Annotated in this window: 24 protein-coding genes; 11 read left to right on the forward strand and 13 right to left on the reverse strand. The window is 64.8% G+C overall.

Translation table 11 applies throughout. The features are described from left to right. The first annotated feature begins 52 nt into the window (after positions 1 to 52). Entirely contained in the window at positions 53 to 1,162 is a 1,110-nt protein-coding gene (hisC, locus tag ACWGS8_RS02730) for a histidinol-phosphate transaminase (protein ID WP_454579483.1), read from the forward strand. 40 nt (positions 1,163 to 1,202) lie between these two features. Then, positions 1,203 to 2,138: a prephenate/arogenate dehydrogenase family protein gene (locus tag ACWGS8_RS02735; RefSeq protein WP_454579484.1), complete on the forward strand. Its 936-nt coding sequence runs from the start codon at positions 1,203 to 1,205 to the stop codon at positions 2,136 to 2,138. Here ACWGS8_RS02735 and ACWGS8_RS02740 read toward each other — a convergent pair. Then, the gene (locus ACWGS8_RS02740; protein WP_454579485.1) at positions 2,135 to 3,067 is read right to left on the reverse strand and encodes a sugar kinase; all 933 of its coding nucleotides are present in this window, start codon (positions 3,065 to 3,067) and stop codon (positions 2,135 to 2,137) included. The genes ACWGS8_RS02735 and ACWGS8_RS02740 overlap by 4 nt on opposite strands. Positions 3,068 to 3,071: 4 nt before the next feature. Continuing rightward, complete coding sequence (locus ACWGS8_RS02745; RefSeq protein ID WP_454579486.1) at positions 3,072 to 4,070, reverse strand: DUF2125 domain-containing protein; 999 nt, start codon at positions 4,068 to 4,070, stop codon at positions 3,072 to 3,074. Between the two features lie 151 nt (positions 4,071 to 4,221). Here ACWGS8_RS02745 and ACWGS8_RS02750 point away from each other — a divergent pair, with 151 nt between their 5' ends. The 3 genes from ACWGS8_RS02750 to ACWGS8_RS02760 all read left to right on the forward strand — a co-directional run bounded on the left by ACWGS8_RS02750 (position 4,222) and on the right by ACWGS8_RS02760 (position 6,530). Next, positions 4,222 to 4,743: a gamma-glutamylcyclotransferase gene (locus tag ACWGS8_RS02750; RefSeq protein ID WP_454579487.1), complete on the forward strand. Its 522-nt coding sequence runs from the start codon at positions 4,222 to 4,224 to the stop codon at positions 4,741 to 4,743. 124 nt (positions 4,744 to 4,867) lie between these two features. After that, positions 4,868 to 5,815, forward strand: a complete 948-nt coding sequence (locus tag ACWGS8_RS02755) for an aldo/keto reductase (RefSeq protein ID WP_454579488.1) — start codon at positions 4,868 to 4,870, stop codon at positions 5,813 to 5,815. 88 nt (positions 5,816 to 5,903) lie between these two features. After that, positions 5,904 to 6,530, forward strand: coding sequence for a LysE family translocator (locus tag ACWGS8_RS02760; RefSeq protein ID WP_454579489.1), 627 nt, complete (start codon positions 5,904 to 5,906; stop codon positions 6,528 to 6,530). 19 nt (positions 6,531 to 6,549) lie between these two features. On the opposite strand, the gene ACWGS8_RS02765 is transcribed toward ACWGS8_RS02760, so the two are convergent. Then, the gene (locus tag ACWGS8_RS02765; RefSeq protein WP_454579490.1) at positions 6,550 to 7,338 is read right to left on the reverse strand and encodes a lysophospholipid acyltransferase family protein; all 789 of its coding nucleotides are present in this window, start codon (positions 7,336 to 7,338) and stop codon (positions 6,550 to 6,552) included. A 113-nt stretch (positions 7,339 to 7,451) separates the two neighbouring features. Then, positions 7,452 to 8,354, reverse strand: coding sequence for a LysR family transcriptional regulator (locus tag ACWGS8_RS02770; RefSeq protein WP_454579491.1), 903 nt, complete (start codon positions 8,352 to 8,354; stop codon positions 7,452 to 7,454). 118 nt (positions 8,355 to 8,472) lie between these two features. Here ACWGS8_RS02770 and ACWGS8_RS02775 point away from each other — a divergent pair, with 118 nt between their 5' ends. Together ACWGS8_RS02775 and ACWGS8_RS02780 are read left to right on the forward strand one after the other, a co-directional pair. Next, positions 8,473 to 8,943 carry a nuclear transport factor 2 family protein gene (locus ACWGS8_RS02775; RefSeq protein ID WP_454579492.1) on the forward strand — a complete coding sequence of 157 codons (471 nt, stop codon included), beginning with the start codon at positions 8,473 to 8,475 and terminating at the stop codon, positions 8,941 to 8,943. 80 nt (positions 8,944 to 9,023) lie between these two features. Further along, positions 9,024 to 9,659, forward strand: a complete 636-nt coding sequence (locus ACWGS8_RS02780; protein ID WP_454579493.1) for a pyridoxamine 5'-phosphate oxidase family protein — start codon at positions 9,024 to 9,026, stop codon at positions 9,657 to 9,659. Between the two features lie 15 nt (positions 9,660 to 9,674). Here the strand turns inward: ACWGS8_RS02780 and ACWGS8_RS02785 are convergent, their stop codons facing one another. The 3 genes from ACWGS8_RS02785 to ftsE form a co-directional block, all read right to left on the reverse strand. Next, a complete protein-coding gene (locus ACWGS8_RS02785; RefSeq protein ID WP_454579494.1) occupies positions 9,675 to 10,400 on the reverse strand; it encodes a YdcF family protein in 726 nt (241 codons plus the stop codon). 104 nt (positions 10,401 to 10,504) lie between these two features. Next, positions 10,505 to 11,497 carry a cell division protein FtsX gene (locus ACWGS8_RS02790; protein ID WP_454579495.1) on the reverse strand — a complete coding sequence of 331 codons (993 nt, stop codon included), beginning with the start codon at positions 11,495 to 11,497 and terminating at the stop codon, positions 10,505 to 10,507. Beyond that, the gene (gene ftsE / locus ACWGS8_RS02795) at positions 11,490 to 12,149 is read right to left on the reverse strand and encodes a cell division ATP-binding protein FtsE (RefSeq protein WP_010911739.1); all 660 of its coding nucleotides are present in this window, start codon (positions 12,147 to 12,149) and stop codon (positions 11,490 to 11,492) included. Before ftsE ends, ACWGS8_RS02790 begins: the two co-directional genes overlap by 8 nt. A 192-nt stretch (positions 12,150 to 12,341) precedes the next feature. Here ftsE and ACWGS8_RS02800 point away from each other — a divergent pair, with 192 nt between their 5' ends. The 3 genes from ACWGS8_RS02800 (at position 12,342) to ACWGS8_RS02810 (ending at position 14,043) form a co-directional block, all read left to right on the forward strand. Next, on the forward strand, positions 12,342 to 12,986 hold the full coding sequence (locus tag ACWGS8_RS02800; protein WP_454579496.1) for a hypothetical protein: 645 nt from the start codon (positions 12,342 to 12,344) through the stop codon (positions 12,984 to 12,986). A 23-nt stretch (positions 12,987 to 13,009) separates the two neighbouring features. Beyond that, positions 13,010 to 13,552 (forward strand): hypoxanthine phosphoribosyltransferase, encoded by a 543-nt coding sequence (gene hpt, locus ACWGS8_RS02805; RefSeq protein WP_010911737.1) that lies wholly within the window; start codon positions 13,010 to 13,012, stop codon positions 13,550 to 13,552. Between the two features lie 119 nt (positions 13,553 to 13,671). Beyond that, a complete protein-coding gene (locus ACWGS8_RS02810; RefSeq protein WP_010911735.1) occupies positions 13,672 to 14,043 on the forward strand; it encodes a response regulator in 372 nt (123 codons plus the stop codon). On the opposite strand, the gene ACWGS8_RS02815 is transcribed toward ACWGS8_RS02810, so the two are convergent. Then, a complete protein-coding gene (locus tag ACWGS8_RS02815; protein WP_454579497.1) occupies positions 14,044 to 14,991 on the reverse strand; it encodes a DMT family transporter in 948 nt (315 codons plus the stop codon). A 225-nt stretch (positions 14,992 to 15,216) separates the two neighbouring features. Between ACWGS8_RS02815 and ACWGS8_RS02820 the strand changes: the two genes are divergently transcribed. After that, complete coding sequence (locus ACWGS8_RS02820; protein WP_454579498.1) at positions 15,217 to 16,080, forward strand: LysR family transcriptional regulator; 864 nt, start codon at positions 15,217 to 15,219, stop codon at positions 16,078 to 16,080. Here ACWGS8_RS02820 and ACWGS8_RS02825 read toward each other — a convergent pair. From ACWGS8_RS02825 to ACWGS8_RS02845, 5 genes are all read right to left on the reverse strand, one after another. Further along, the gene (locus ACWGS8_RS02825) at positions 16,077 to 16,448 is read right to left on the reverse strand and encodes a glyoxalase superfamily protein (protein WP_454579499.1); all 372 of its coding nucleotides are present in this window, start codon (positions 16,446 to 16,448) and stop codon (positions 16,077 to 16,079) included. The two genes, ACWGS8_RS02820 and ACWGS8_RS02825, sit on opposite strands and share 4 nt — an antisense overlap. Before the next feature lie 52 nt (positions 16,449 to 16,500). Beyond that, on the reverse strand, positions 16,501 to 19,107 hold the full coding sequence (locus ACWGS8_RS02830) for a TIGR02302 family protein (RefSeq protein WP_454579500.1): 2,607 nt from the start codon (positions 19,105 to 19,107) through the stop codon (positions 16,501 to 16,503). Between the two features lie 116 nt (positions 19,108 to 19,223). Further along, a complete protein-coding gene (locus tag ACWGS8_RS02835) occupies positions 19,224 to 20,165 on the reverse strand; it encodes a threonine/serine dehydratase (protein ID WP_454579501.1) in 942 nt (313 codons plus the stop codon). Positions 20,166 to 20,194: 29 nt separating this feature from the next. Next, positions 20,195 to 21,463, reverse strand: a complete 1,269-nt coding sequence (gene lysA / locus ACWGS8_RS02840) for a diaminopimelate decarboxylase (RefSeq protein ID WP_454579502.1) — start codon at positions 21,461 to 21,463, stop codon at positions 20,195 to 20,197. 67 nt (positions 21,464 to 21,530) lie between these two features. Next, entirely contained in the window at positions 21,531 to 21,737 is a 207-nt protein-coding gene (locus ACWGS8_RS02845) for a hypothetical protein (RefSeq protein ID WP_454579503.1), read from the reverse strand. Positions 21,738 to 21,747: the final 10 nt, after the last annotated feature.

A 21,747-nucleotide genomic window follows, 5' to 3' on the forward strand; every position in this document is an offset into this window, starting at 1 on the left:
TTGTATTCCCGCTGCGGCCTCGGATGAGGCTCTCTCGACGGATTTTTACGACATGACGCAGACACCGGATCAGGCACGTCCAACCCCGCGCGCGGGCATCATGGACATCGACGCCTATGTGCCTGGCAAGAGCGCCGCACCCGCCGGTGTCGCCAAGGTCTACAAGCTGTCGTCGAACGAGAACCCGCTTGGCCCGTCACCGAAGGCGATCGAGGCCGCGCGTGAGGTTGCCGCCAGGCTCGACATCTATCCCGACGGTACCGCCAGGCGGCTGCGCGAGGCGATCGCGGAAGTGCATGGTCTCAACGCGCAGAACATCATCTGCTCCAACGGCTCCGACGAGATCCTTGGCCTGCTGGCGCAGACCTATCTCGCACCCGGCGACGAGGCGATATTCACCGAACATGCCTTCATGGTCTACAAGATCTACATCCAGTCGGCCGGGGCTGCGCCGATCGCGGTCAAGGAGACCGATGAGCGCGCCGACATCGATGCGATACTGGCGGCCGTCACGCCGCGCACGAAAATCGTGTTTCTCGCCAATCCCAACAATCCGACCGGCACCTATGTGCCGTTCCAGGAGGTGCGCCGCCTGCATGCCGCCCTGCCCAGACATGTGCTGCTGGTGCTCGACGCTGCCTACGCCGAATATGTCCGCCGCAATGACTATGAAGCCGGCATCGAACTGGTCGGCAGCGCCGAGAATGTGGTCATGACCCGCACCTTCTCCAAGATCGGCCTCGGTGGCGCGCGGATCGGCTGGATGTACGCGCCCATGCACATCGTCGACGCCATCAACCGCGTCCGTGGTCCCTTCAACGTCAACGCGACGGCGATCGAGGCCGGCATCGCGGCGATCCGCGACCGCGCCCATGTCGAGCGCAGCGTGACGCATAACGAGACCTGGCTTGCCTGGCTGAGCCAAGAGATGGCCGGGCTCGGGCTGCGAGTGACGCCCAGCGTCGGCAATTTCCTGCTCATCCATTTTCCCGACGATCAGAAGCATTCGGCGGCCGCGGCGGACGACTATCTGACCGCGCGCGGCTATATATTGCGGCGCGTTTCCGGCTACGGCTTCCCCAACGCGCTGCGCATGACCGTCGGCACAGAAGAGGCCAATCGCGGCGTTGTCGCCGCGCTCACGACATTCCTGAAAAGCTAGAACAGCCCGAAAAGCTGGAACGCCCGAAAGCTACAACGCCATGACATCACCGATGTTTGAAAAGATCGCGCTGGTCGGCATCGGCCTGATCGGCTCGTCGCTGGCCCGCGTCATCCGCCGCGAAGGGCTGGCCGGCCACGTTGCCATTTCGACCCGCAGCGCCGCGACGCTGAAGCGGGCGGAAGAGCTTGGGCTGGGCGATGCCTACACGACGGACGCAAAGCAAGCGGTCCGCGATGCCGATCTGGTCATCGTCTCGGTGCCGGTCGGCTCGTCCGGCGCGGTGGCCGAGGAGATCGCGCCGGCGCTGAAGAAGGGCGCCATCCTCACCGACGTCGGCTCGACCAAGGCCTCGGTGATCGCGCAGATGCAGCCGCACGTGCCTGATGGCGTTCATTTCATTCCCGGCCATCCGCTGGCGGGCACTGAAAAATCCGGCCCGGATGCCGGTTTCGCCGATCTGTTCGACAATCGCTGGTGCATCTTCACGCCGCTGCCGGAGACGGATCCCGAGGCCCTGGAGAGGCTTTCAGAATTCTGGCGCCGCTGTGGCGCCAACATCGACACGATGGACCCTCAGCATCACGACATGACGCTCGCCATCGTCTCGCATCTGCCGCACATCATCGCCTACAACATCGTCGGCACCGCCGACGATCTGGAATCGGTGACCAAGACGGAAGTCATCAAATATTCCGCCTCCGGTTTTCGCGACTTCACGCGTCTGGCCGCCTCCGACCCGACCATGTGGCGGGACGTCTGCCTGCACAACAAGGACGCCATCCTCGAAATGCTGGCGCGGTTCTCGGAAGATCTGGCATTCCTGCAAAGGGCGATCCGCTGGGGCGACGGCGACAAATTGTTCGACCTGTTCACCCGCACCCGCGCCGTGCGCCGTTCGATCATCGAGGCCGGCCAGGACATCGACGTGCCGGATTTCGGCCGTCAGGCGGTCGAGCACCCCGTCAAGAACTAGGCTGTTTCGGGCCAGGTCTCGGCGACCATGGCCATCGTCTCGGCCCGGTCCGGCGCGCCGAGCCTGCCGCCGAAGCGCAGGCATTTGAGCGCGGCGGCGGCACTGGCAAAGCGCAAGGCCTGCTCGACCGGCATGGCCTCCGCCAGTCCGATGCCGAAGGCGCCGTGAAAGACGTCGCCGGCGGCGAGCGTGTCGACCGCCTTGATCTTTGGCGCCGCGACATGGCGGGATGATCCCCCCGCGCGATCGAACCACCAGGTGCCCGCCGCGCCGCCGGTGACAGCGACGAACGCATCGGTGCGGGAGGCCAAGTCGGTGCAAGCGCTCGCCAGATCCAGCGCCTGGCCGCATATGATGCGGACCGCCGGCTCCGAGGCGACAATGTGCGAAGCCAGCGGCAACAGCTGCTCCAGCACCGCCAGCGGGGCTGTGTCGGCATCGAGGATTGCCGGCCGGCCGGCAGCGCTTGCCGCCTTGAGGGCAAGCCTCGCTGCACCCGGCCAGCGCACGTCCACCAGCACGGCATCGAATGCGGAGATGTCGGCGAAAGGCAAAGTTTCGGGATCGGCCTGGGCCAGGCTGTCGTAGAAAGGCACGATGATCCGCTCGCCATGCGCGTCGACCAGGATCGAGGCCAGTGCCGAGCGGGCGCCGGCGACGCGGCGGACATAGCTGCAATCGACACCCTCGGCCTCGATCCCGGCGATCAGCTGATCGCCAATAAGGTCGTCGCCGGCGCTCGCCCACAGCGATACCTCGGCGTCGAGGCGATGCGCGGCGCAGGCAGCACTGGTGGCCATGCCTGAAGCGATCTGGACGCCGTCGGCGGCAATGAACTTGCCTTGATGCGTGGGCAGCGTCTCGACACGCAGGATGGTGTCCAGCGTCAGCGCGCCGACGCTGAGGAGCCTCGAGGGTCTTGCCGTCACAGCGTTATTGCACCGGCTTGATCTTGCCGAGCGGAATGAAGCCGAGCGAGGCCTTGCCCTTGGCCACTTTCAGCGGCATCGACGGTTCGGCGCCGAGCATGGCGAGCGCGGCAAAACCCTGTTCGATCGCATTCTTCTGCTCGGGTATGGCGCCAGCAAGGATGGCCGCCACGGCCTTCGGATCCTTTATCCTGATCATCAGATCGGCGTCGACCAGGCCTTCGGCGTCGACCGACAGCGGCCCGGAAACGATGACCCGCGCCGTGCCTGACGACAAATCGAGGTTGCGGATCTCGACCCTTTGGCCGCGCAGGCTCTTCACCTGCGTTCCGATCAGCGCGACACCATTCTTCAGCGTGGCGTCGCCGCTGGCGTCGAGCGCCGGCAGCACGCGGCCGCCGATCGCATCCGGGTCGATCTCCAGATCGGTGAAACTGCCGATATAGTCGACGTCCTGACCGTTCGGCTGCAGCTGGCCGGCCGCCCTGCCGGCGCTGAACAGTTCCACTGGGTCGGTATCGTCGGCCGGATCGGTCTGGCCCGACAGGCCCTCCGCCTGCAGTGCGATGCGCTGCGGCAGCGGCCAAGATAGTTTGACCTTGGCCTGCAGATTGTCCCAGTCGATCCACAGCGGCACCATGCCGGGGACGGAGGTCCTGAGCGGCCCGCGCAGATCGGCGACCGGCGACAAGGGCTGGATGATCTGGGCGACGGCATTGAAGGAGCCGGCCGAGGCCGCGATGTTCTTGGCATCGTCCTCATACGCCAGATTGTCGCAGGACACGGTAAAGCTCAGGGGATAGCCGCTGACCTGGAGATTGGTGCAGCCGGCATTGATGCCGCTCTTGTTGAGCGTGGCGACCGTCTTGTCGGCCTCGGCCCTGACCCTGTTGGCCAGATAGAACCAGCCGCCGCTGTAGATGGCGAACAACACAACGATGAACGCCACAAGCCAGAACAGGCCGCGGCGGGACTTTGGTTGGCGTTCGTCACTTGACGTCATGCTTTGGCTCTCATTAACCCACGGTGTTGGTGGACGGACCTTCGATTCCAACAACCAGGTAGACATTGACGGATAGGTAGCCGGGGACGGACGGAAAAAACACCGGTTTTCGGTGCGGTGTTGCCATTCTTTAGCAATCAGGCACGGCGATATGGGCGATTTTTGGGTGTTTGGCTACGGTTCGCTGATCTGGCGGCCGGGTTTCGCGCATGTCGAGACGCGGCGCGCCCATCTGCACGGCTACCGCCGCTCGCTCTGTGTCTATTCCTTCGTGCATCGCGGCACGCGTCAGCGGCCCGGGCTGGTGCTTGGCCTTGACCATGGCGGCTCCTGCGTCGGCCTGGCTTTCCGTGTGCCCGGCGAGTTACGCGACGAGGTCATCGCCTATCTGCGTGAGCGCGAGCTCGTCACATCAGTCTATCTCGAACGCACGCTCAGGGTTCGCCTCGAGGGTGGCAGCACGGTCGAAGCCGTGGCCTACATCGTCGACCGCAAGCATGAGCAATATGCCGGCGCGCTGGATGCCGCCCATGCGGCGGCGGTGGTGCGCGGCGCCGTCGGTCAATCCGGCAACAATAAGGATTATGTTCTCAGCACGCTGAAGCATCTGGAGGCGCTGGGTATCCGTGACCACTGGCTGGAAGAGGTGGCGCGGCGGATAGCGCCCTTGTGAATGGCTGGCTCTGCTGAAATAGATGGCCAGGCCTTTGACCTCGACGGGGCAAGACCTAGCTTAGGCGTCAAACCCCAGCCAGCGGGCGGCATCCGCCTCATGCCAATCATCACGGAGAACCACCTTGCAGAAACGCCGTCTCGGTCGCACCGACCTTTCCATCGCGCCGCTGGTCCTGGGCGGCAATGTCTTCGGCTGGACCGCCGACGAGAAAACCTCTTTCGACCTGCTCGACCGCTTCGTCGCGGGCGGACTGAACGCCGTCGATACGGCCGACGCCTATTCGCGCTGGGTGCCGGGCAACAAGGGCGGCGAATCGGAAACCATCATCGGCAACTGGATGAAGGAGCGTGGCAACCGGGACAAGGTCGTGGTGATCACCAAGGTCGGCTCGGATATGGGGCAGGGGCACAAGGACCTCTCCGCCGCCTATGTCGAAAAGGCCGTCGAGGCCTCGCTGAAGCGACTGCGGACCGACGTCATCGACCTCTATCTGTCGCATTGGCCGGACCCGGCGACGCCCTATGAGGAAACGCTTGGCGCCTATGAGAAGCTGCTTGCCAAGGGCAAGGTCCGCCATATCGGCTGCTCGAACCTCGACGCCGGCCAGTTGCGCGCCGCGCTCGATGTGGCGAGCCTGCGCAGCCTGCCGCGCTACGAGGTGCTGCAGCCGGAATACAATCTCTACGACCGCTCCTCCTTCGATGGGCCGTTGCGCGATCTGTGCGTGGCCGAAGATATCGGCGTCATCACCTATTTCAGCCTGGCCAAGGGGTTCCTGAGCGGCAAATACCGCAGCGAGGCCGATCTCGGCCAAAGCGAACGCGGCGAGGACGTCGGCAGCTATCTGAACGCGCGCGGCATGCGCATTCTGGCCGCTCTCGATGCCATATCCGCCAAGCATTCGGCGAAACAGGCGGAAGTCGCCCTTGCCTGGGCGATCGCGCGGCCAGGTGTCACCGCACCGATCGCCAGCGCCACCAAGCCCAGCCAGATGGACAGCCTGATCAAGGCGGCGTCGTTGAAATTGACCGCGGACGACATGGCCGAGCTCGACAAAGCGAGCGACTGAGGCTTTCGGCCGCTCTACGCACGAACGTCCAAGACCACCCTCCTGCCTTGCCATAACGTCCTTCGCCATTGGCAAGACAGAGGGTATAATGACGGAGCCGCTTCTTTCGCAGCCGCAGCTTTGGCGACCTCTGCTCGCCCTGGTGCTGGCCGCCACGGTGGTGATGGGCAGTCCAGGGCCGGCAACGATAAGCGTCACCGCTGTTGGCGCCGCCTTCGGCCTGCGCGATTCTGTGCCCTACACCTGGGGGATCGTTCTCGGCACGGTCGCGGTGCTGCTGGTCGTGGCGACCGGGATCATGGCGGTGCTTTCCTCGATACCGAAGCTGGCGCCGGTGCTGGTTGTCGCCTCGGCGGCCTACATCCTCTATCTCGCCTTCAGGATCGCCACGGCACCGCCGCTGGCGGCGCGCACGGCAGAGGCGGCACGCCCAACCTTGCTGGCCGGGTTTCTGCTGGCGGTCGCCAATCCCAAAGCCTATGTGGCGATCGCCGCCGTCTTTGCCGGCGCCTCTTCGAGCCAGGACGGCGCGGAACTCGGCCTATGGCTGAAGCTGACGGTGCTGGCGGCGATGATCGTTGTCATCCATGCCGTGTGGCTGCTCGCCGGTGCGGCGTTCGCACGCTTCCTGCGCAGGCCTGTCGCTTCGCGGATCATCAACCTGGTCTTTGCCGCGACGCTGGTGCTGACCACCGTGCTTGCGGTCTACGGCTGATTGCCTGGTTGGAGGACCTTCAGACCTTCGCGCCGAGCTCCCGCAGCCGCTTCAACGCCGTCGGCGGGAAGGCGGGCGGGTTGGGTGCGCGCGATGCCTCGATCAGGAGCTGGTCACAGGCGGCTTCCGTCTCGCCGATCAGCCGCGCCATGAACTCGTCCTTGCCGAGGCCCGGTGGGATCGGCGGCAGGAAGCGCGCCTTGATGGTGCCGGGATAGCGCAGGAATTTGCGGCGCGGCCAATAGAGGCCGGCGACATGGGCCACAGGCACCACGGGAACACCAAGCTGCGTGTAGATTTCGACGATGCCGTATTTGTAGGCCGGCTCGTCGCCCGGCGCCCGGCGCGTGCCCTCCGGATAGATGATCAACTGGCGCGGGTTGCGCGCCATCTCTTCCTTGGTCGCCGCGACCACCGCCTTCAAGGCTTTTGAGCGGCTGCCACGATCGACCGGGATCATGCGCATCTTCATGATGTACCAGCCGAAAAACGGGATCCAGGTCAGTTCGCGCTTGAGGATGTAGAGCGGATCCTGGAGGAAGGGGAAGAAGGCGATCGCATCCCAGAACGACTGGTGCTTGGGCGCCAGGATGAAGGAGCCTTCAGGCAGGTTTTCCTGTCCGGTGATGTCGTTCTTCGTTCCGGCGATCTTGTCGTAGAGCCACATGCAGCTGCGCGACCAGAATTTCGGCACGAACCAGGCGCGGTGGCGGGGCGACAGGAAATAATAGGGGGTCCAGATGATCATCTGGACGATCAGATTGACGTAGAAGACGAAATTGAACGCCAGCGATCTGACATAGAGCATGTGGGAGGTCCGGTGAGGAAGTGTGCGTTGGTTACACCAAGCGCGGGGAAAAAGGAAATGGCGCAGGCGTGTCCAGACTGATGTGAAGTATGGCTCACGCCAGTGCAGCCACGCTACCCCAATCGCGCCAGCCGCTCCTTCAGGCGCGGTGCGGCAAAGTCGAGGAAGGCACGCAGCTTGACCGGCAGCAGGCCGTGGCCCGCATGCACCAGGCTCACCGGCCACGGTTCAAGCTCGAACTCTTGCAGCACGATGCGCAGCAGGCCGGACCGCACGGCCGCATCGACCTGATAGGAAAGCACTTTCGTCAGCCCGACGCCGGCAATCGCGGCATCGATCGCCGCGTCGGCGGTGTTGACCTGCAGGCGCGAGTGGACCCGGACCGTGACGTCCGTCTTGCCTCTGGCGAAGCTCCACGGGGCGGCGGAGGAAAGTCCCTCGAAGGTGATGCAACTGTGGGCGCCCAGGTCTTCCGGGATCATGGGCGTGCCGTGTTCGGCCAGGTAGGCCGGGCTGGCGCAGACGACGCGGCGGATCGAGCCGACGCCAATGGCGACCAAGCTCGAATCCGGCAACTGGCCGATGCGCAGCGCGAGGTCGAAATGGTCCTCGACCAGCTGGGTAATGCGGTCCGCCAGGGTCAGGCGGATATCCACGTCGGGGTAGGCCGAGAGAAAGCCGGTGACCACCGGCAGCACATGGAGGCGGCCGAAGACGACCGGCGCGGTAATGGCCAGTTCACCGGTCGGAGCGCTGTATTCGCCGGCCGCCGCGCGCTCAGCCTCGCCAACGTCATCGAGGATGCGGCGGCAGGCGGCAAGATAGGCCTCGCCGGCATCGGTCGGCGTCAGCCGGCGCGTCGAACGATTCAGCAGCCGGGTGTTGAGATGGCGTTCGAGATCGGAAACCTTGCGGCTTACGGTCGCCAGCGGAATGCCGTAACGGCGGGCCGCGGCGGAAAGGCTGCCGGCCTCCACCGCGGCGACAAAGAGCGACATGGCTTCGAGACGATCCATAGCGTCTTCCAAAAAATGGAAGGAATGATTGCAGATATGCCATCTGCATTTCAGGAATGGAAGGGGTTATATCTGAGCCGTGGTTTAGTCCGCAGCGTGGACACGCAATGGAGTTCTTATGTCTGAGAGCCGTCCGCCCCTTCCGCCCTTCACCGCCGAGACCGCGGCGCAAAAGGCCCGCATGGCCGAGGATGCCTGGAATTCGCGCGATCCGGCACGGGTCGCGCTCGCCTATACGACCGACAGCCGCTGGCGCAACCGCGCGGAATTCCTGCAGGGCCGTGATGCCATCCAGGCTTTCCTGACGCGCAAATGGAGCCGCGAGCTCGATTACCGGCTGATCAAGGAGGTCTGGGCCTTCAACGGCAACCGCATCGCCGTGCGCTTCGCCTATGAATGGCACGACGACAGCGGCTCTTGGTTCCGCAGCTATGGCAATGAGAACTGGGAATTCGACGAGCACGGGCTGATGCGTCTGCGCATCGCCAGCATCAACGACCTGTCGATCAGCGAGGCTGATCGCAGGTACCACTGGCCGCTGGGGCGCCGCCCGGACGACCATCCAACATTGTCGGCGCTCGGGCTTTAGAGCAATTCCAGGAACAGCGCGTAGCGCTTTCCCCAGGGAATTGCGTCAGCTGCGAGCCGCTCCCGGGCAAGGAGGTTTCGATGAACGCGCATGCTTTCACCAGCGATGTCGCCTTCACGCCGACCGTCAAGGCGATCCAGGCGCGCAAGGGTTCGCGCCAGTCCTACGCCCGCGTCGACGAGCGTGGTGGCTGGCAGGCCGTTATCACGCCGGACCTTGCCGCCTTCATCGAGATGCAGACCAGCGTCTTCCTGTCGACGGCCAATGGCGATGGCCAGCCCTACATCCAGCATCGCGGCGGCCCGGCCGGCTTTCTCAAGGTGCTGGACGAAAAGACGATCGGCTTCGCCGATTTTTCCGGCAACAGGCAGTTCATCACGCAAGGCAATCTGGCGGACAATCCACGCGCCTTCCTGTTCCTGATCGATTACATGCTGCGCCAGCGCATCAAGATCTGGGGCACGGCGCGCGTCGTCGAGAACGATGCCGAACTGATGGCCAGGCTGATGCCGCAGGACTACAAGGCGCGACCCGAACAGGTCATCCTGTTCACCGTCTCTGCCTGGGATGCGAATTGCCCGCAGCACATCCCGCAGCGCTTCGAGGCGGCTGATGTGGCGGCAGCGCTTGGCGAACGCGACAGGCGCATTCAACAGCTCGAACAGGAGATCATGCAGTTGAAGGCCGCGTCGAAGCGGACAGACAAGGAACGATGATGGAGCGCCGGGGGCTCAGCCGCCGGCCGCGGTCTCGGCCAGCGCAATGCCGTCCGGGGTCGGCTTCACCGGCACGATGCCGCGCGCCAGCGCCAGCAGATATTTGGTGTATTCAGTGAACAGCACACGCAGCGCCTGCGGCTTGGTCAGCCAGCCGCCATTGTCGAGGTTGGAATTGACCACCGGATAGGGCTCCAGCTTGGCGCCATGCAGCAGGCGGCGCATCTCCAGCAGGCTACGCGGCATATGGTAATTGTTGGTGACCAGGATCACCGTGCCATAGGCGTGGCTTTCGACCCATTTGGCGCTTTCCTCGGCATTGCCGATTGTGTCGAGCGCGGCGCGGTCGATATCGACGCAGCAGGAAAACAGGTTCTTGTCGCCGCCGGTGGCTGCCTGGAGTTGGCGCCGGCTGGCCGAAGGATGCACGCCGCTGATCAACAGCCGCTCGCCCTTGCCGGACGCCAGCAGATCCATCGCCGCATCGAGGCGCGACTGGCCGCCGGTCAGCACGATAATGGCATCGGCCTTCTCCGGATTGGCGGGCGTAGTCAGATGCGCGACCTTGTTGGCGAACCAGCCGAAGCCCCCGGCAAACAGCGTTGCGAGAACGAGGAGGGAGAGCGCGGATATCCGAAGTGCGGTCTTTAAACGGCTAATCCCGCTATGGTCGCGCAGACGCGCAACCACCACTGGCATCTGTCCAACCGTCCCGGTCGAATCCCGCACGTCCATAACCATATGGTTAATCCTGAAATGCGGCCTTGGGTAGGTAAAAGACGCACTTTGCGTTACGCCGTTTCTCCATCCGTGATCAGCCAGCCTCCATCAGACCAGGTTCCCTCTCATGCGTCGGGTTGGCGAACATCGATGTCGCTGAGATAGGCAACGACGGTGGCATGCGAGGTTGCCGCCGTCAGCGCGCCGATCACCAGCACCATGAGGACGACGCCGAGATAGCCCGCCGAGCCGATGGCAAAATTGCCGAACAAAGCGGTTGCCTGATCGGCCTGCGGCGTCGCCATGTTGCGTGATGACCACCAGGAAAAGACGATGAAGACCAGAACCGCCGCCGCGCCGCCGGCGGCCGCGCCCTTCATGCCGGTGACCAGGAAATGCCGGCGGAATTCGCGCGCGATGAAGGCCGCCTCGGCGCCGACGAAATGCAGCACCTCGATGATATGGCCATTGCCGGCCATGGCGCCGCGGGTCGCGAACACCACGGTCAGCACCGTCGCCGACAGCATCAGCGCCAGCACGGCAATGCCGATGGTCACAGTGGTGCGGGCCATGGCCACCAGCCGGTCGACCCAGGTGCGGTGATCGTCGAGGGATGCACTCGGCAGTTTCGGCGTGATCGCGGCGCGCATGGCGGCGAAGTCGGGCGGGCTGTTCTCGTCGATGGTGACGATGATCAGGCGCGGGACCGGCAGCTCGTCGATGTTGAGGCCCGAACCAAGCCATGGCTCCAGCAGCCTCGCGGTCGCCTCGCGGTCGATGATCCTTGTCGACTTGACGCCTGGGAATTCGCCGGCGATCTGCGAGGCCTGGGCAAGGGCCGCCTCCATGTCGAGGCCGTCGGCCGGTTTGATCTGGATCGTCGCCTCGCGCGAGATCTGGTTCTCCCAGACCGAGGCGGTGTCGCGTACCAGCGTCACCGCGCCGAAGGTCAGGCAGGACAGGAAGGTCATGATGGCGATGACCAGGACGAGCGCCCGGCCGGCGATGTTCTGCGCCGGCACGATCGGCGCCATGCGGCGCTGGGCGCGCGGCCTTGCTTCGGCCGCCTCGGCTTCCTGCTCATGCTCTTCGAGGTGTTCGGCGGACAGATCAGTCATAGATGTCCAGCCTTCCGCCGGCCAGGATCATGCGGCGCGCGTCGACCTGTTCCATCAGGCCGAGGTCGTGGGTGGCGATCACCACGGCGGTGCCGAGACGGTTGAGCTCGATGAAGAGCCGCAGCAGCCGCCGCGCCAGCGGCGGATCGACATTACCGGTCGGCTCGTCGGCCAGCAGGATCTCGGGCTGCTCGATCAGGGCGCGCGCGATGGCGGCGCGCTGCTTCTCTCCGCCCGACAGCACCGGCGGCAGCACATGCATGCGCTCGCCCAGCCCCACCCATTTCAGTAGTTCGGTGACATCGGTGCGGTAGCTCGCTTCCTCGCGCCCGCGCACGCGCAGAGGCAGCGCGACATTCTCATAGGTGGTCATGTGGTCGAGCAGGCGAAAATCCTGGAACACCACGCCGATGCGGCGCCGCAAATGCGGCAGTTCGGTGCGCGAGATGCGCGAACGGTCCTTGCCGAAAATGGTGATCAGCCCGCGCGTCGGCTTCAGCGACATGAACAGCAGGCGCAGCAAGGTCGTCTTGCCCGCGCCTGAAGGCCCGCTCAGGAACTGAAATGAGCGCTCCGGGATGTGCAGGGAAATGTCGCGGAGGATTTCCGGACCCATGCCATAGCGGAGGCCGACATTTTCGAAGCGAATCAATTTCGACGACCTGAAATTCGTGGCGGCAGCGAGCCAGCCTGTTCTGGGAAAAGACCATCGGCCGGCATGGTTAACCGGCGGTTAATTCTTGGGCTTTTTCGGCTCGTCACGAGGGCTCCGGTGGGGAAGCGTTAACCATTTATGTTTACGCAAAAGAAACGAAAAGCGAACACGTGCCGCAATGCTGGGGCCATGATGGCTGAAGATAGAACCGCGCGCCCGGTTTCCGGCGAAATCATGACCGATCCGGTGGCAATTGCCGCAACGGACCGGTTCATGCGTGGTCCAGCGGCCGACATCGTCGATGCCGACTACGTGGTGATGCCGCGTCTTGTGCCTGCCGTGGAAAGCGCTTCGCCGCTGCCGCGCGCGATCGTCACGCCGTCCATCGAGGGCATGGACATGCTGCGCAAGCCGGAAGCGCCGGCGGAACGGCCGCCGGCCGTCCGCGGCGGGCCGATCTTCTGGATCGCCGGCATCGGTGCCGCCTTGGCGGCCTTCTGGGTCTCCGGCGGACATGCGCTGGTGCGCCAGGCGCCGTTCCTGTCCGGCACGCAAGCCTCGGCGCTGACCATCTCGGGCGTCACCTCGCGCGTCGACGCCTCGGGCGCCAATCCGGTGTTGTTCGTCGATGGCGAGGCGGCCAATGACGGGACGGGGCCGGCGACAATGCCGCCGCTTGAAATCCGCGTGACCGGCAATGACGGGCGCGTAACCCGTTATACGTTGGGGACATCCGGCCATTCGCTGGCATCGGGCGAAAGATTCGGCTTTGCCAGCCGGCTCGACGTGCCTAAGAAGGGCGTGAGAACCGTTCTTGTTACTTTCGCTGAGTAGGCGATCATCAGGGAAGATCAGCAATGCCCATCGTACGCGACAAGGACATCGAAGTCCTGTTTTCGGCATCGGCGATCGCGCGGCGCAATCTCGAGCTCGCCAAGGAGATCGCCGGGCACGACTATCACGATCTGCTGGTGATTTCGGTGCTGAAGGGCTCGTTCATCTTCGCCGCCGACCTGATCCGCGCCATGCACGATGTCGGCCTGTCACCCGAGGTCGAGTTCATCTTCATTTCCAGCTATGGCGCCGGCACCACCAGCGGCGAGGTGAGGGTGCTGCGCGACATCGACAACGAGGTTGCCGGCCGCGACGTGCTGCTGATCGACGACATTCTGGAATCGGGCAAGACACTGACCTTCACCCGCGACCTGATGCTGTCGCGCGGCGCGAAAAGCTGCTCCATCGCCGTGCTGCTCGACAAGCGCATGCGCCGCCAGACGGCGCTGGTCGCCGACTATGTCGGCTTCGACTGCCCCGATTATTTCGTCGTCGGTTACGGCATGGATGTCGCGCATGCCTTCCGCGAATTGCCGTTCGTGGGTGTCGTGAAAGGCGATGCGTGAGGCCACTGCCTTGCGCCGGTAAGGTCTGAAAAAGGCCTTAACGACGCCGGAAAAATTAGCCCGGTCAGGGGCTGGGTCCTTTCAGGAAAAGTCAACTTTTCGCGGCCAAATTGCCGGCCATGGCAAAGCTTTTGATCGTCGAGGACGATGAGTCCGTCCGCACCCTCGCTGCCCGCGCGCTCGAACGCGCAGGCCACGCAATCGATATCGCCGCCGACGGCGCCCAAGGCCTGGCGCTGATACGCGCCGCGCATGGCGGCTACGATCTCGTCGTCTCCGACATCCGCATGCCCGAGATGGACGGCATCGAGATGGCGATCGCGGCGGCTGCCCTTTTCCCGGCGATGAAGATCATGCTGATGACAGGCTATGCCGATCAGCGCGAGCGCGCCGAGGAGTTGAACGGCATCATCCTCGATGTCGTGCAGAAACCGTTCACGCTGGCGGAAATCCGCTCGCGCGTCGAACGCGCGCTGATCTGCTTCGCTTGATCAGACCGGATCGGCGGCGGCAAGCACGGGCGCTGCGCTCCTGCGCCGTGCTGTGTTGAGCGCGAGCAGGCCGGCGCCGATGATCAGCGCCGCGCCGATCACGGTCGTCGACCGCGGTACCTCGGCGAAGAACAGGAAGCCCCAGAGCGGCGACCACAGAATGCCGGTGTATTCGAAGGTGGCGACCCGATTGGCCGGCGCCAGCCTGTAGCCCTGCGACAGAAGGATCATGCCGGCCGAGGCGACAAAACCGCAGGCGGCCATCTTGAGGAAATCCGGCAGCGTCGGCCATATCCAGGGCCGCACCAGGAATTCGACGCTGGGGTGGACGGCGTGATTGATGCCGGCCAGATGGAATGTGCCGGCAACCACGGCCGCGCCGACGAGATAGGCGCCGTTCTGATAGAAAGCCATGACCGTGGACGATTCGGTATCGCCGATCTTGCGCGCCATCAGTTGCGAGAAGCCGTAGAGCGCCGCCGAGCCCAGCGACAGCAGTGCCGCCCAGTCGAACAGGCCGGCACCGGGGCGCACCATCACGATGACGCCAAACAGTCCGATCAGCACGGTCGCCAGCGTCCGCCAGGAGACGCGTTCGCCAAGATAGGGCCCGGCCAGCGCCATGATGAACAGCGGCGCCATGAAATAGAGCGCCACCGCGTCGGCCAGCGGCAGCACGGCGATGGCCAGATAATACACGGTGTAGGAGGTGAACTGGATGAAGGCGCGTGTCGTCAGCAGGCCGAACCGCTTCGACAGGATTGCCCGCAGCCCGACATCGGCATGGACGAGGATGATCAGGATCGGCAAGGCGACGATTGAGCGGATCGCCATCACCTCGGTCACCGGGTAGCCGCTCGACACGGCCTTGACGAGCGGGTCTTGCAGCGAGAAGACCAGCACGCCCAGACACAGGCTCAGGATGCCGCGCACCGTCCTATTCTGCATCTGCGTTCCGGCTCCTGCGCGTACGATCCGAAGCAGCCCGCCTCCAGATCAAAAAGAACCCGCCACCGTTTCGGGCAGCGGGCACGAGTGAGGACTCTTTAGATTGGTCCGCGGCCGATTTCGCAGCCGCATATCCAATGGGTAAGGCAACTATCGTCCGGCGTTTGACATGTTGCAAACGAATTGGAATGATGCCTGCAATCAAATCTGCTTATGATGGATAGCATGCGTCCAACCCTCGACAGCGACCTCCTGCGCACCTTCGTCGCCATTGCCGAGGCCGGCAATTTCACCCGGGCGGCCGAGCAGGCCGGCCGCACCCAGTCGGCCGTGTCGATGCAGATGAAGAAGCTTGAGGAACTGGTCGGGGACAGCCTGTTCGAGCGCGGCTCGCGCGGCGTCGCGCTGACGCGGCGCGGCGGCGAACTCATCGTCAACGCCCGCCGCATCGTCTCGCTGCTCGACGAAACGGCGGCGTCGATGGCGGCAGCGCCGCTCGGCGGACCGGTACGCATCGGCATTCCGGAGGAATATGGCCACGCCATCTTGTCGCGCGCGCTCGGCGCGTTTTCGAAACGCCACACCAAGGTCGAGGTCACCGTGCGCTACGCGCATTCGGAGGCGCAGCTGGCGGCGCTCGCCGCCGGCGAACTCGATCTGTGCGTGGTTTTCGAATGGCAGGATCTGGCCGGCGGCGAAGTGCTGATGCACGATCCGACGGTCTGGGTGACGTCGACCCTGCATCACATGCACGAGGAACGCCCGGTGCCGATCGCGCTCTACAACCGGGTCAGCTGGTGCAAGGACTTCGCCATCAAGTCACTGGAGCAGCGCGGGCTTGCCTATCGTGTCGCCTATACCAGCGACACCACCGGCGGCCTGAAGCTTGCGGTCACCTCAGGACTGGCGATCGCGCCGATCTCGCGCAGCAACATTCCGGATGGCTGCCGAGAACTGACGTCCGCCGACGGGTTCGGCGACATCGATGCCTCCAATGTGGTGATGCATCGCAACCCGAACGCGTCAGGCGAGGCGATCGACGGCATGCAGGAGGCGATCCGCGAGGCGTTCGTCAACAGGCAAGGTTAGTCTCTCACATCCTCATAGAAGGTCAGGCGGTTGCCGAACGGATCGTTGACCGTGACCTCCTTCGTCTTCCAGGGCGTCTCCTCCAACCCCGGCCTGGCAAAGCGGTACTTCCTGGCAGTCAATTCGTGGTGAAGCCCCGCGATGTCGGTCGTCTCGATCCGGATGTGAGAGCCCGGCGCGCCGTCGCCATGATGTTCGCTCAGATGCAAGACGCAGCCGTCGCGGCAAACGCCCGTGTAAAGCGGCGTGTTGTCTTCGAAGCGGTGTTCGAACTGCACTTCGAAACCGAGAAAACCGAGGTAGAATTCATGTGCCTTGGCAACATCGAAGATCCGCAGGATGGGCGTGACAGTACCGAGCTTCGGCATGGTGTTGCAGTCGTTCGAGAGGGGTTCGGGGCGGAGCGTCGGGGCGACTATCCTATTTCAGCTCGAGCAGCCGTTCGAGATAGCTACGCTCGATATCGGGGCTGAGCGCGTTGCCGAGCCGCTTGCGGATCGCTTCCAGGATCTGGCGGGCGCGCTGGACGTCGATCTCGTCGGGGACTTTCACCGAATCGCCGAAATCGGGACCCTGGCTGGCGCGCGGCCGGCCGAGCGGGTCACGGTCGGCATTCTGCTGACGCCCGCCTTCCTGGCTGCCGCCCTGGTCGCCCTGCATGGCTTGCATCTGCTTCATCATGTCCTTGGCGCCCTTGCGGAGCGCCTCGAGCGCCCGACCCTGGTGGCCGACGGCCTCGTCGCCCTGGCCCTCGCCAAGTGCCTGCTCGGCACTGCCCATCGACTTGCCGGCTTCGCCAAATCCTTCATTGGGCTCCATGCCCATGCCTTCGAGGCTCTTCTTCAACTGCTCGAGGTCGCTCTTCAGCTTGCCCTGGCCTTCCTTCAGCTGCTTCAGCGCGTCGGCGAATTCCTGCGGCGTCATCGGCTTTTGCCTGGCGAGCGGATCGCGGTCCTTGCCGACGCCTGGCTTGTCCTGGTCCTCGCCACCGCCCTGGCCGAGCTGCTCGTCGCGGTTCTGTCCGCGCTGGCGTTCGCCCCGCTGCATCTGGTCCATGCGGAAGGTGTCGTTCATCATCTCCTGCTGGCGCCGCAGGATCTCGCCGAGCTTGTCCATCTGCTGGCGCATCTGGCTGTCCTGCTCGCCGCCCTGCTGCTGGCGGCCGGCCTGGAGATTGTTCATCATGTCCTGCAACTGCGACAGCAATTGCTGCGCCTTGTCGCGATCGCCCGACTTCGCCAGGTTCTCGATCTGGTCCATCATCCGGTCAATGTCGCTCTGGCGCAGTTCCTGGCCGTTCTGCTGCATTTGCGGCGCGTTCGGGTTCTGCTTGGCGCGTTCGGCGAATTCCTGCAGGAACTGGTTCATCGCCTCGCGCAGTTCCTTCATCGCCTTCTCGATTTCAGCATCGCTGGCGCCGTTCTTGATGGCGTCCTGCAGCGCCTGCTGCGCCTGGCGCAGCCGTTTCTCGGCCGCCGAGAGATTGCCCTCCTCGATGCCGAGCGCGATTTCCCAGAGATAGGCGACCTCGCCGCGCAGCTGATCGTCGTTCCCGGCCAGTTTCAGCCGGCTGCGCGCGCTCATGATGGCGAGGTAGTGGGACATGTTGTCGAACGTGTCTTCCGGCCGTAGCGTGATGGCGTCGATCAGGTCGAGCACGTGCGGCCTGGCATTGGCGTCGAGCGCCAGCAGGCGGCGCTGTTCGATCACCGCTCGCGCCAGCGGGTTGGCGAAAGGCCGCTCCGGCATCACAAGCGTCTTGATCTCGCTGGACGCGGTATGGCCGGCGTCGTCGGTGGCGACCAGCGTCAGCTTGATGCTGCCGCCGGCCCAGACATGCTCGGTCAGGTCCTTGGTGGTCTTGGCTGCATTGGCCTTGCCGCCACGGCGCGGCAGCGTCAACGGCATTTCGGGTGGGCCGTAGAGCGGATGCGCACCTGGCGCTTGCGGGTCTGCCAGCGTGAAGACCGCCTTGGCGGTGGCGGCTCCATAATCGTCGTCGATCTGGTAGTTGAGCTCGAAGGCGCCGTTGGCGGCGCGCTTGGGCTCACCGACGAAGCGGATCTGCGGCGGTTTGTCCGCGATCACCGCGAAGGCCCAGCGGCCGAGCTGTTCCTCGCCCGATTTCAGCGTCAGCGTGCCGTCGCCGGTCAGTTTGCCGGTGAACTGGCGCACCCTCGACGGGGATGCGGAGGCCGGCGCCGCCGGGCTCGCGGCTGGCCTGGCGCTGGCCGCCTGCGGTCCGACAGGGTCGATGGTGCGGGCGTTGCCATCCTTGTCGGCATAGGCGAGCGTTTCGTCGCCCGAGCCTCCGGTGACGCGCAGGGAGACGTCGCTGCCCTCGGGCACATGAAATGTCGGTGTCGCCTGGTTGGCGTCGGCGGTCAGGAAGATCGGCGGTTTGCCGGTATAGGCAGGCGGCGTCACCCAGGCATCGATGCGTGGCGGCAAGGCATCGTGCGCGCCGTGGGCGCTGAAGCCGTCTTCTATCCTGCCGCCTGTCGGCCCGAAGGAGAAGGCAAAGGCGGTGACGAGCAGCAGCGCCGCCACGGCGCGCAGCCCCCAGGGATCGCGCTCCGGCACCCGGGTGCGTGGCAGGTCGGCGCCAAGCCTGTCGAGCCTGGCTGCCATGCGCTTCTGGTGCTCGCGCCACAGCGCCTGCGAGAAGCTGCTTTCACGGCCGCTTGGCCGGTCGGCCTGCACCAGCACGGGGCTGTGCAACAGTTCGTTGGCCGCCTCGATGCGGCGGTCGACCTCGGCGGCACCAGGCAAGCGGAAGAAACGCAGCGGATAGAGCGCCGCCAGCCCTGCCAGGCCGAATGCGGCGACAAGGCCGATGCGCGCGACATCCGGCAGCCGGGAGAAAACGCCGAACCAGGAGATGCTCAGGAACAGGCAGGCGATAAGGATCAGCGGCAGCAGCAGCGGCCAGCCGCGCTCGACCATCATTGAGACCCGCGTCGCCAGCCGGCTGAGCGCCAGGCGCCCGGCGAGACCGCGATCGCTAGAGGTGGGTCGTTGCGTCATCGGCCCTTCCTGGAATCAGGCGGGATAGCCCGATCCTCACGACTCGAAGAATACCAGCAAACACGGCAAAGGCGAGGCGCTCTCGGAAAATGTGAACCCTGCCGAAATGGTTGCAATCAGAAATTGGCGGGGTTTGCGTTGGCGCCACAGACCAGCACGGCGACGCGTTCGCCCGGTGCCGGCGTGTAGCGGCCGGACAGGATCGCGGCGAAGGCGGCAGCCCCGCCCGGCTCGGAGATGATGCGCACCCGGTTCCACAGCGCCTTCTGCGCGGCGATGATGTCGTCGTCGCTGACCAGGATGGAGCGCTCGACGAAGGCTTCGGCGATCGGGAACATCATTTCGCCGACGCGCTTCGGCGCCAGCGAATCGGCGGCGATGCCTTCCGCCGGTGCGTCGACGGGATGGCCGGCCTCGAAGGCGCGATGAAGGGTCGGCGCGCCCTCGGGCTCGATGGCGATGATGCGGATGCGGCCGGCGTACCAGGCGGCGATGCCGCCGATCAGCCCGCCACCGCCGACGGCGACCAGCAGCGTGTCGATCTGAGGCAGATCGTTCTCGATCTCGAGCCCAAGCGTACCCTGGCCGACCAACGTCTCTTCCTGGTTGAAGGCATGAATCTGCAAGGCGCCGGTTTCCTGCGCGAAACGTTCGCTGGCGGCCAGCGCCTCGGCATAGCGGGCGCCGCCGACGACCAGGTCGGCGCCATAGGAGCGAATGCGGTCCAGCTTGGCCTGGGGGCTCACTTCCGGAACGAAGATGGTCGCCTTGTGGCCCAGCCGCATGGCGGCGTAGGCGACGGCGGCGCCATGATTGCCGCCCGACGCGGCGACGACGCCAGCTTGGGGAACCGGCCTTTCCAGAAGATTGGTGAAAGCGCCGCGCGCCTTGAACGAGCCGGAATGCTGAAGGCATTCAAGTTTGAGGTCTACCGCCAGCGGCGGCCGGTCGAAGTCGGCCATGTCGACGCGCAGCACCGGCGTGTGCCTGACATAGGGGCGGATGCGCGGTTCGATCGCGGCAATGCGTTCGCGTGTGACGGTGTTGCCCTGCGCCATGGCTTGGTTCCTCGTATGAAAATCCCGACCTATGCCAGCCAGTCGGGCACCGAATCCAACCCAATCAGATCGTCATAGGTCAGGCGCGGACGCACGATGTGGAAGCGGTCGCCGTCGACCAGCACCTCCGGCACCAGCAGGCGGGTGTTGTAGGTTCCGGCCTGCACGGCGCCGTAGGCACCGGCGGTGGAAACGGCAACGAGATCGCCGGCCTTGAGCCTGGGCAGATCGCGGTCGAGGCCGAGATAGTCACCGGTCTCGCAGACCTGGCCGACCACGTCGACCATCATGCGCGGCGTGTCGGCCGGCGGCTGCACGACCGGCCTGATGTCGTGGAAGGCATCGTAGAGCGTCGGCCGGATCAGATCGTTCATTGCGGCGTCGACGACCAGAAAATTCTTGGCGTCGCCTTCCTTCACGAAGATCACTTCCGAGACCAGGATGCCGGCATTGCCAACGATCAGCCGGCCCGGCTCGAACATCACCTTCAGACCGAGCTTGGTGACATGCTTCCTGACGATCTGGGCATAGGCGTCGGGCAGGGGCGGCGGGTTGTTGTCGACGCGGTAGGGGATGCCGAGGCCACCGCCGAGATCGACATGCTCGATGGCGTGGCCATCGGCGCGCAGCGCGCCGACCAGATCGACCAGCAGGGCAAAGGCGTCGTCGAAGGGTTGCAGCTCGGTGATCTGGCTGCCGATATGGGTGTCGATGCCGGTGACCTTGATACCCGGAAGCGTTGCCGCGCGGGCATAGACCTGCCGCGCGCGCTGCCAGGCAATACCAAACTTGTTCTCGGCCTTGCCGGTGGAGATCTTCTTGTGGGTCTTGGCGTCGACATCGGGATTGATGCGCAACGAGACCGGCGCCACCTTGCCGAGTGCCGTGGCGCGGGCCGACAACAGCTCAAGTTCAGGCTCGGATTCGACGTTGAAGCAAAGGATGCCGGCTTCGAGCGCAAGGTCCATTTCGCGCGCGGTCTTGCCGACGCCGGAAAACAGGGTCTTGCCGGCTGGGATGCCGGCCGCCAGCGCCCGGCGCAACTCGCCTTCCGAGACCACGTCGGCGCCGGCGCCGAGCCTGGCCAGGGTGCGCAGCACGGCCTGGTTGGAGTTGGCCTTCATGGCGTAGCAGACCAGTGCGTCGAGGTCGGCAAAAGCCTGGGCAAAGACGCGGTAGTGCCTGGTCAGCGTGGCCGTCGAATAGCAGTAGAACGGTGTGCCGACCTGGGCGGCGATATCAGGGATTGCCACGTCCTCGGCATGCAGCACGCCGTCGCGGTAGTCGAAATGGTTCACGAGAGTGATTCCGCAAGTTGGAGCACGATGAGATCGGGCTCGAAAGCCAAACCCGGTCTGATCGGTTCTAGATCAGCGGGTCGAGAATGAACTTCTTGTCGTGGACCGGTTTTTCCGGCTCCGGCGGCAGCGGCTGCTTGGCCCTTTCGGCGTCCTTGCGCGCCTGGATGGCCGCCTCATAGGGCGTGTCGAGACCGGCCTTGCGGCCGCAGGCGGTCACGGCGGCCATCGCCGCCAGCAGCGTCAGCGTCACCAAAATCCTGCTTCCGGTCATCGATCCATCC

It is taken from the genome of Mesorhizobium sp. 43Arga, assembly GCF_053714255.1.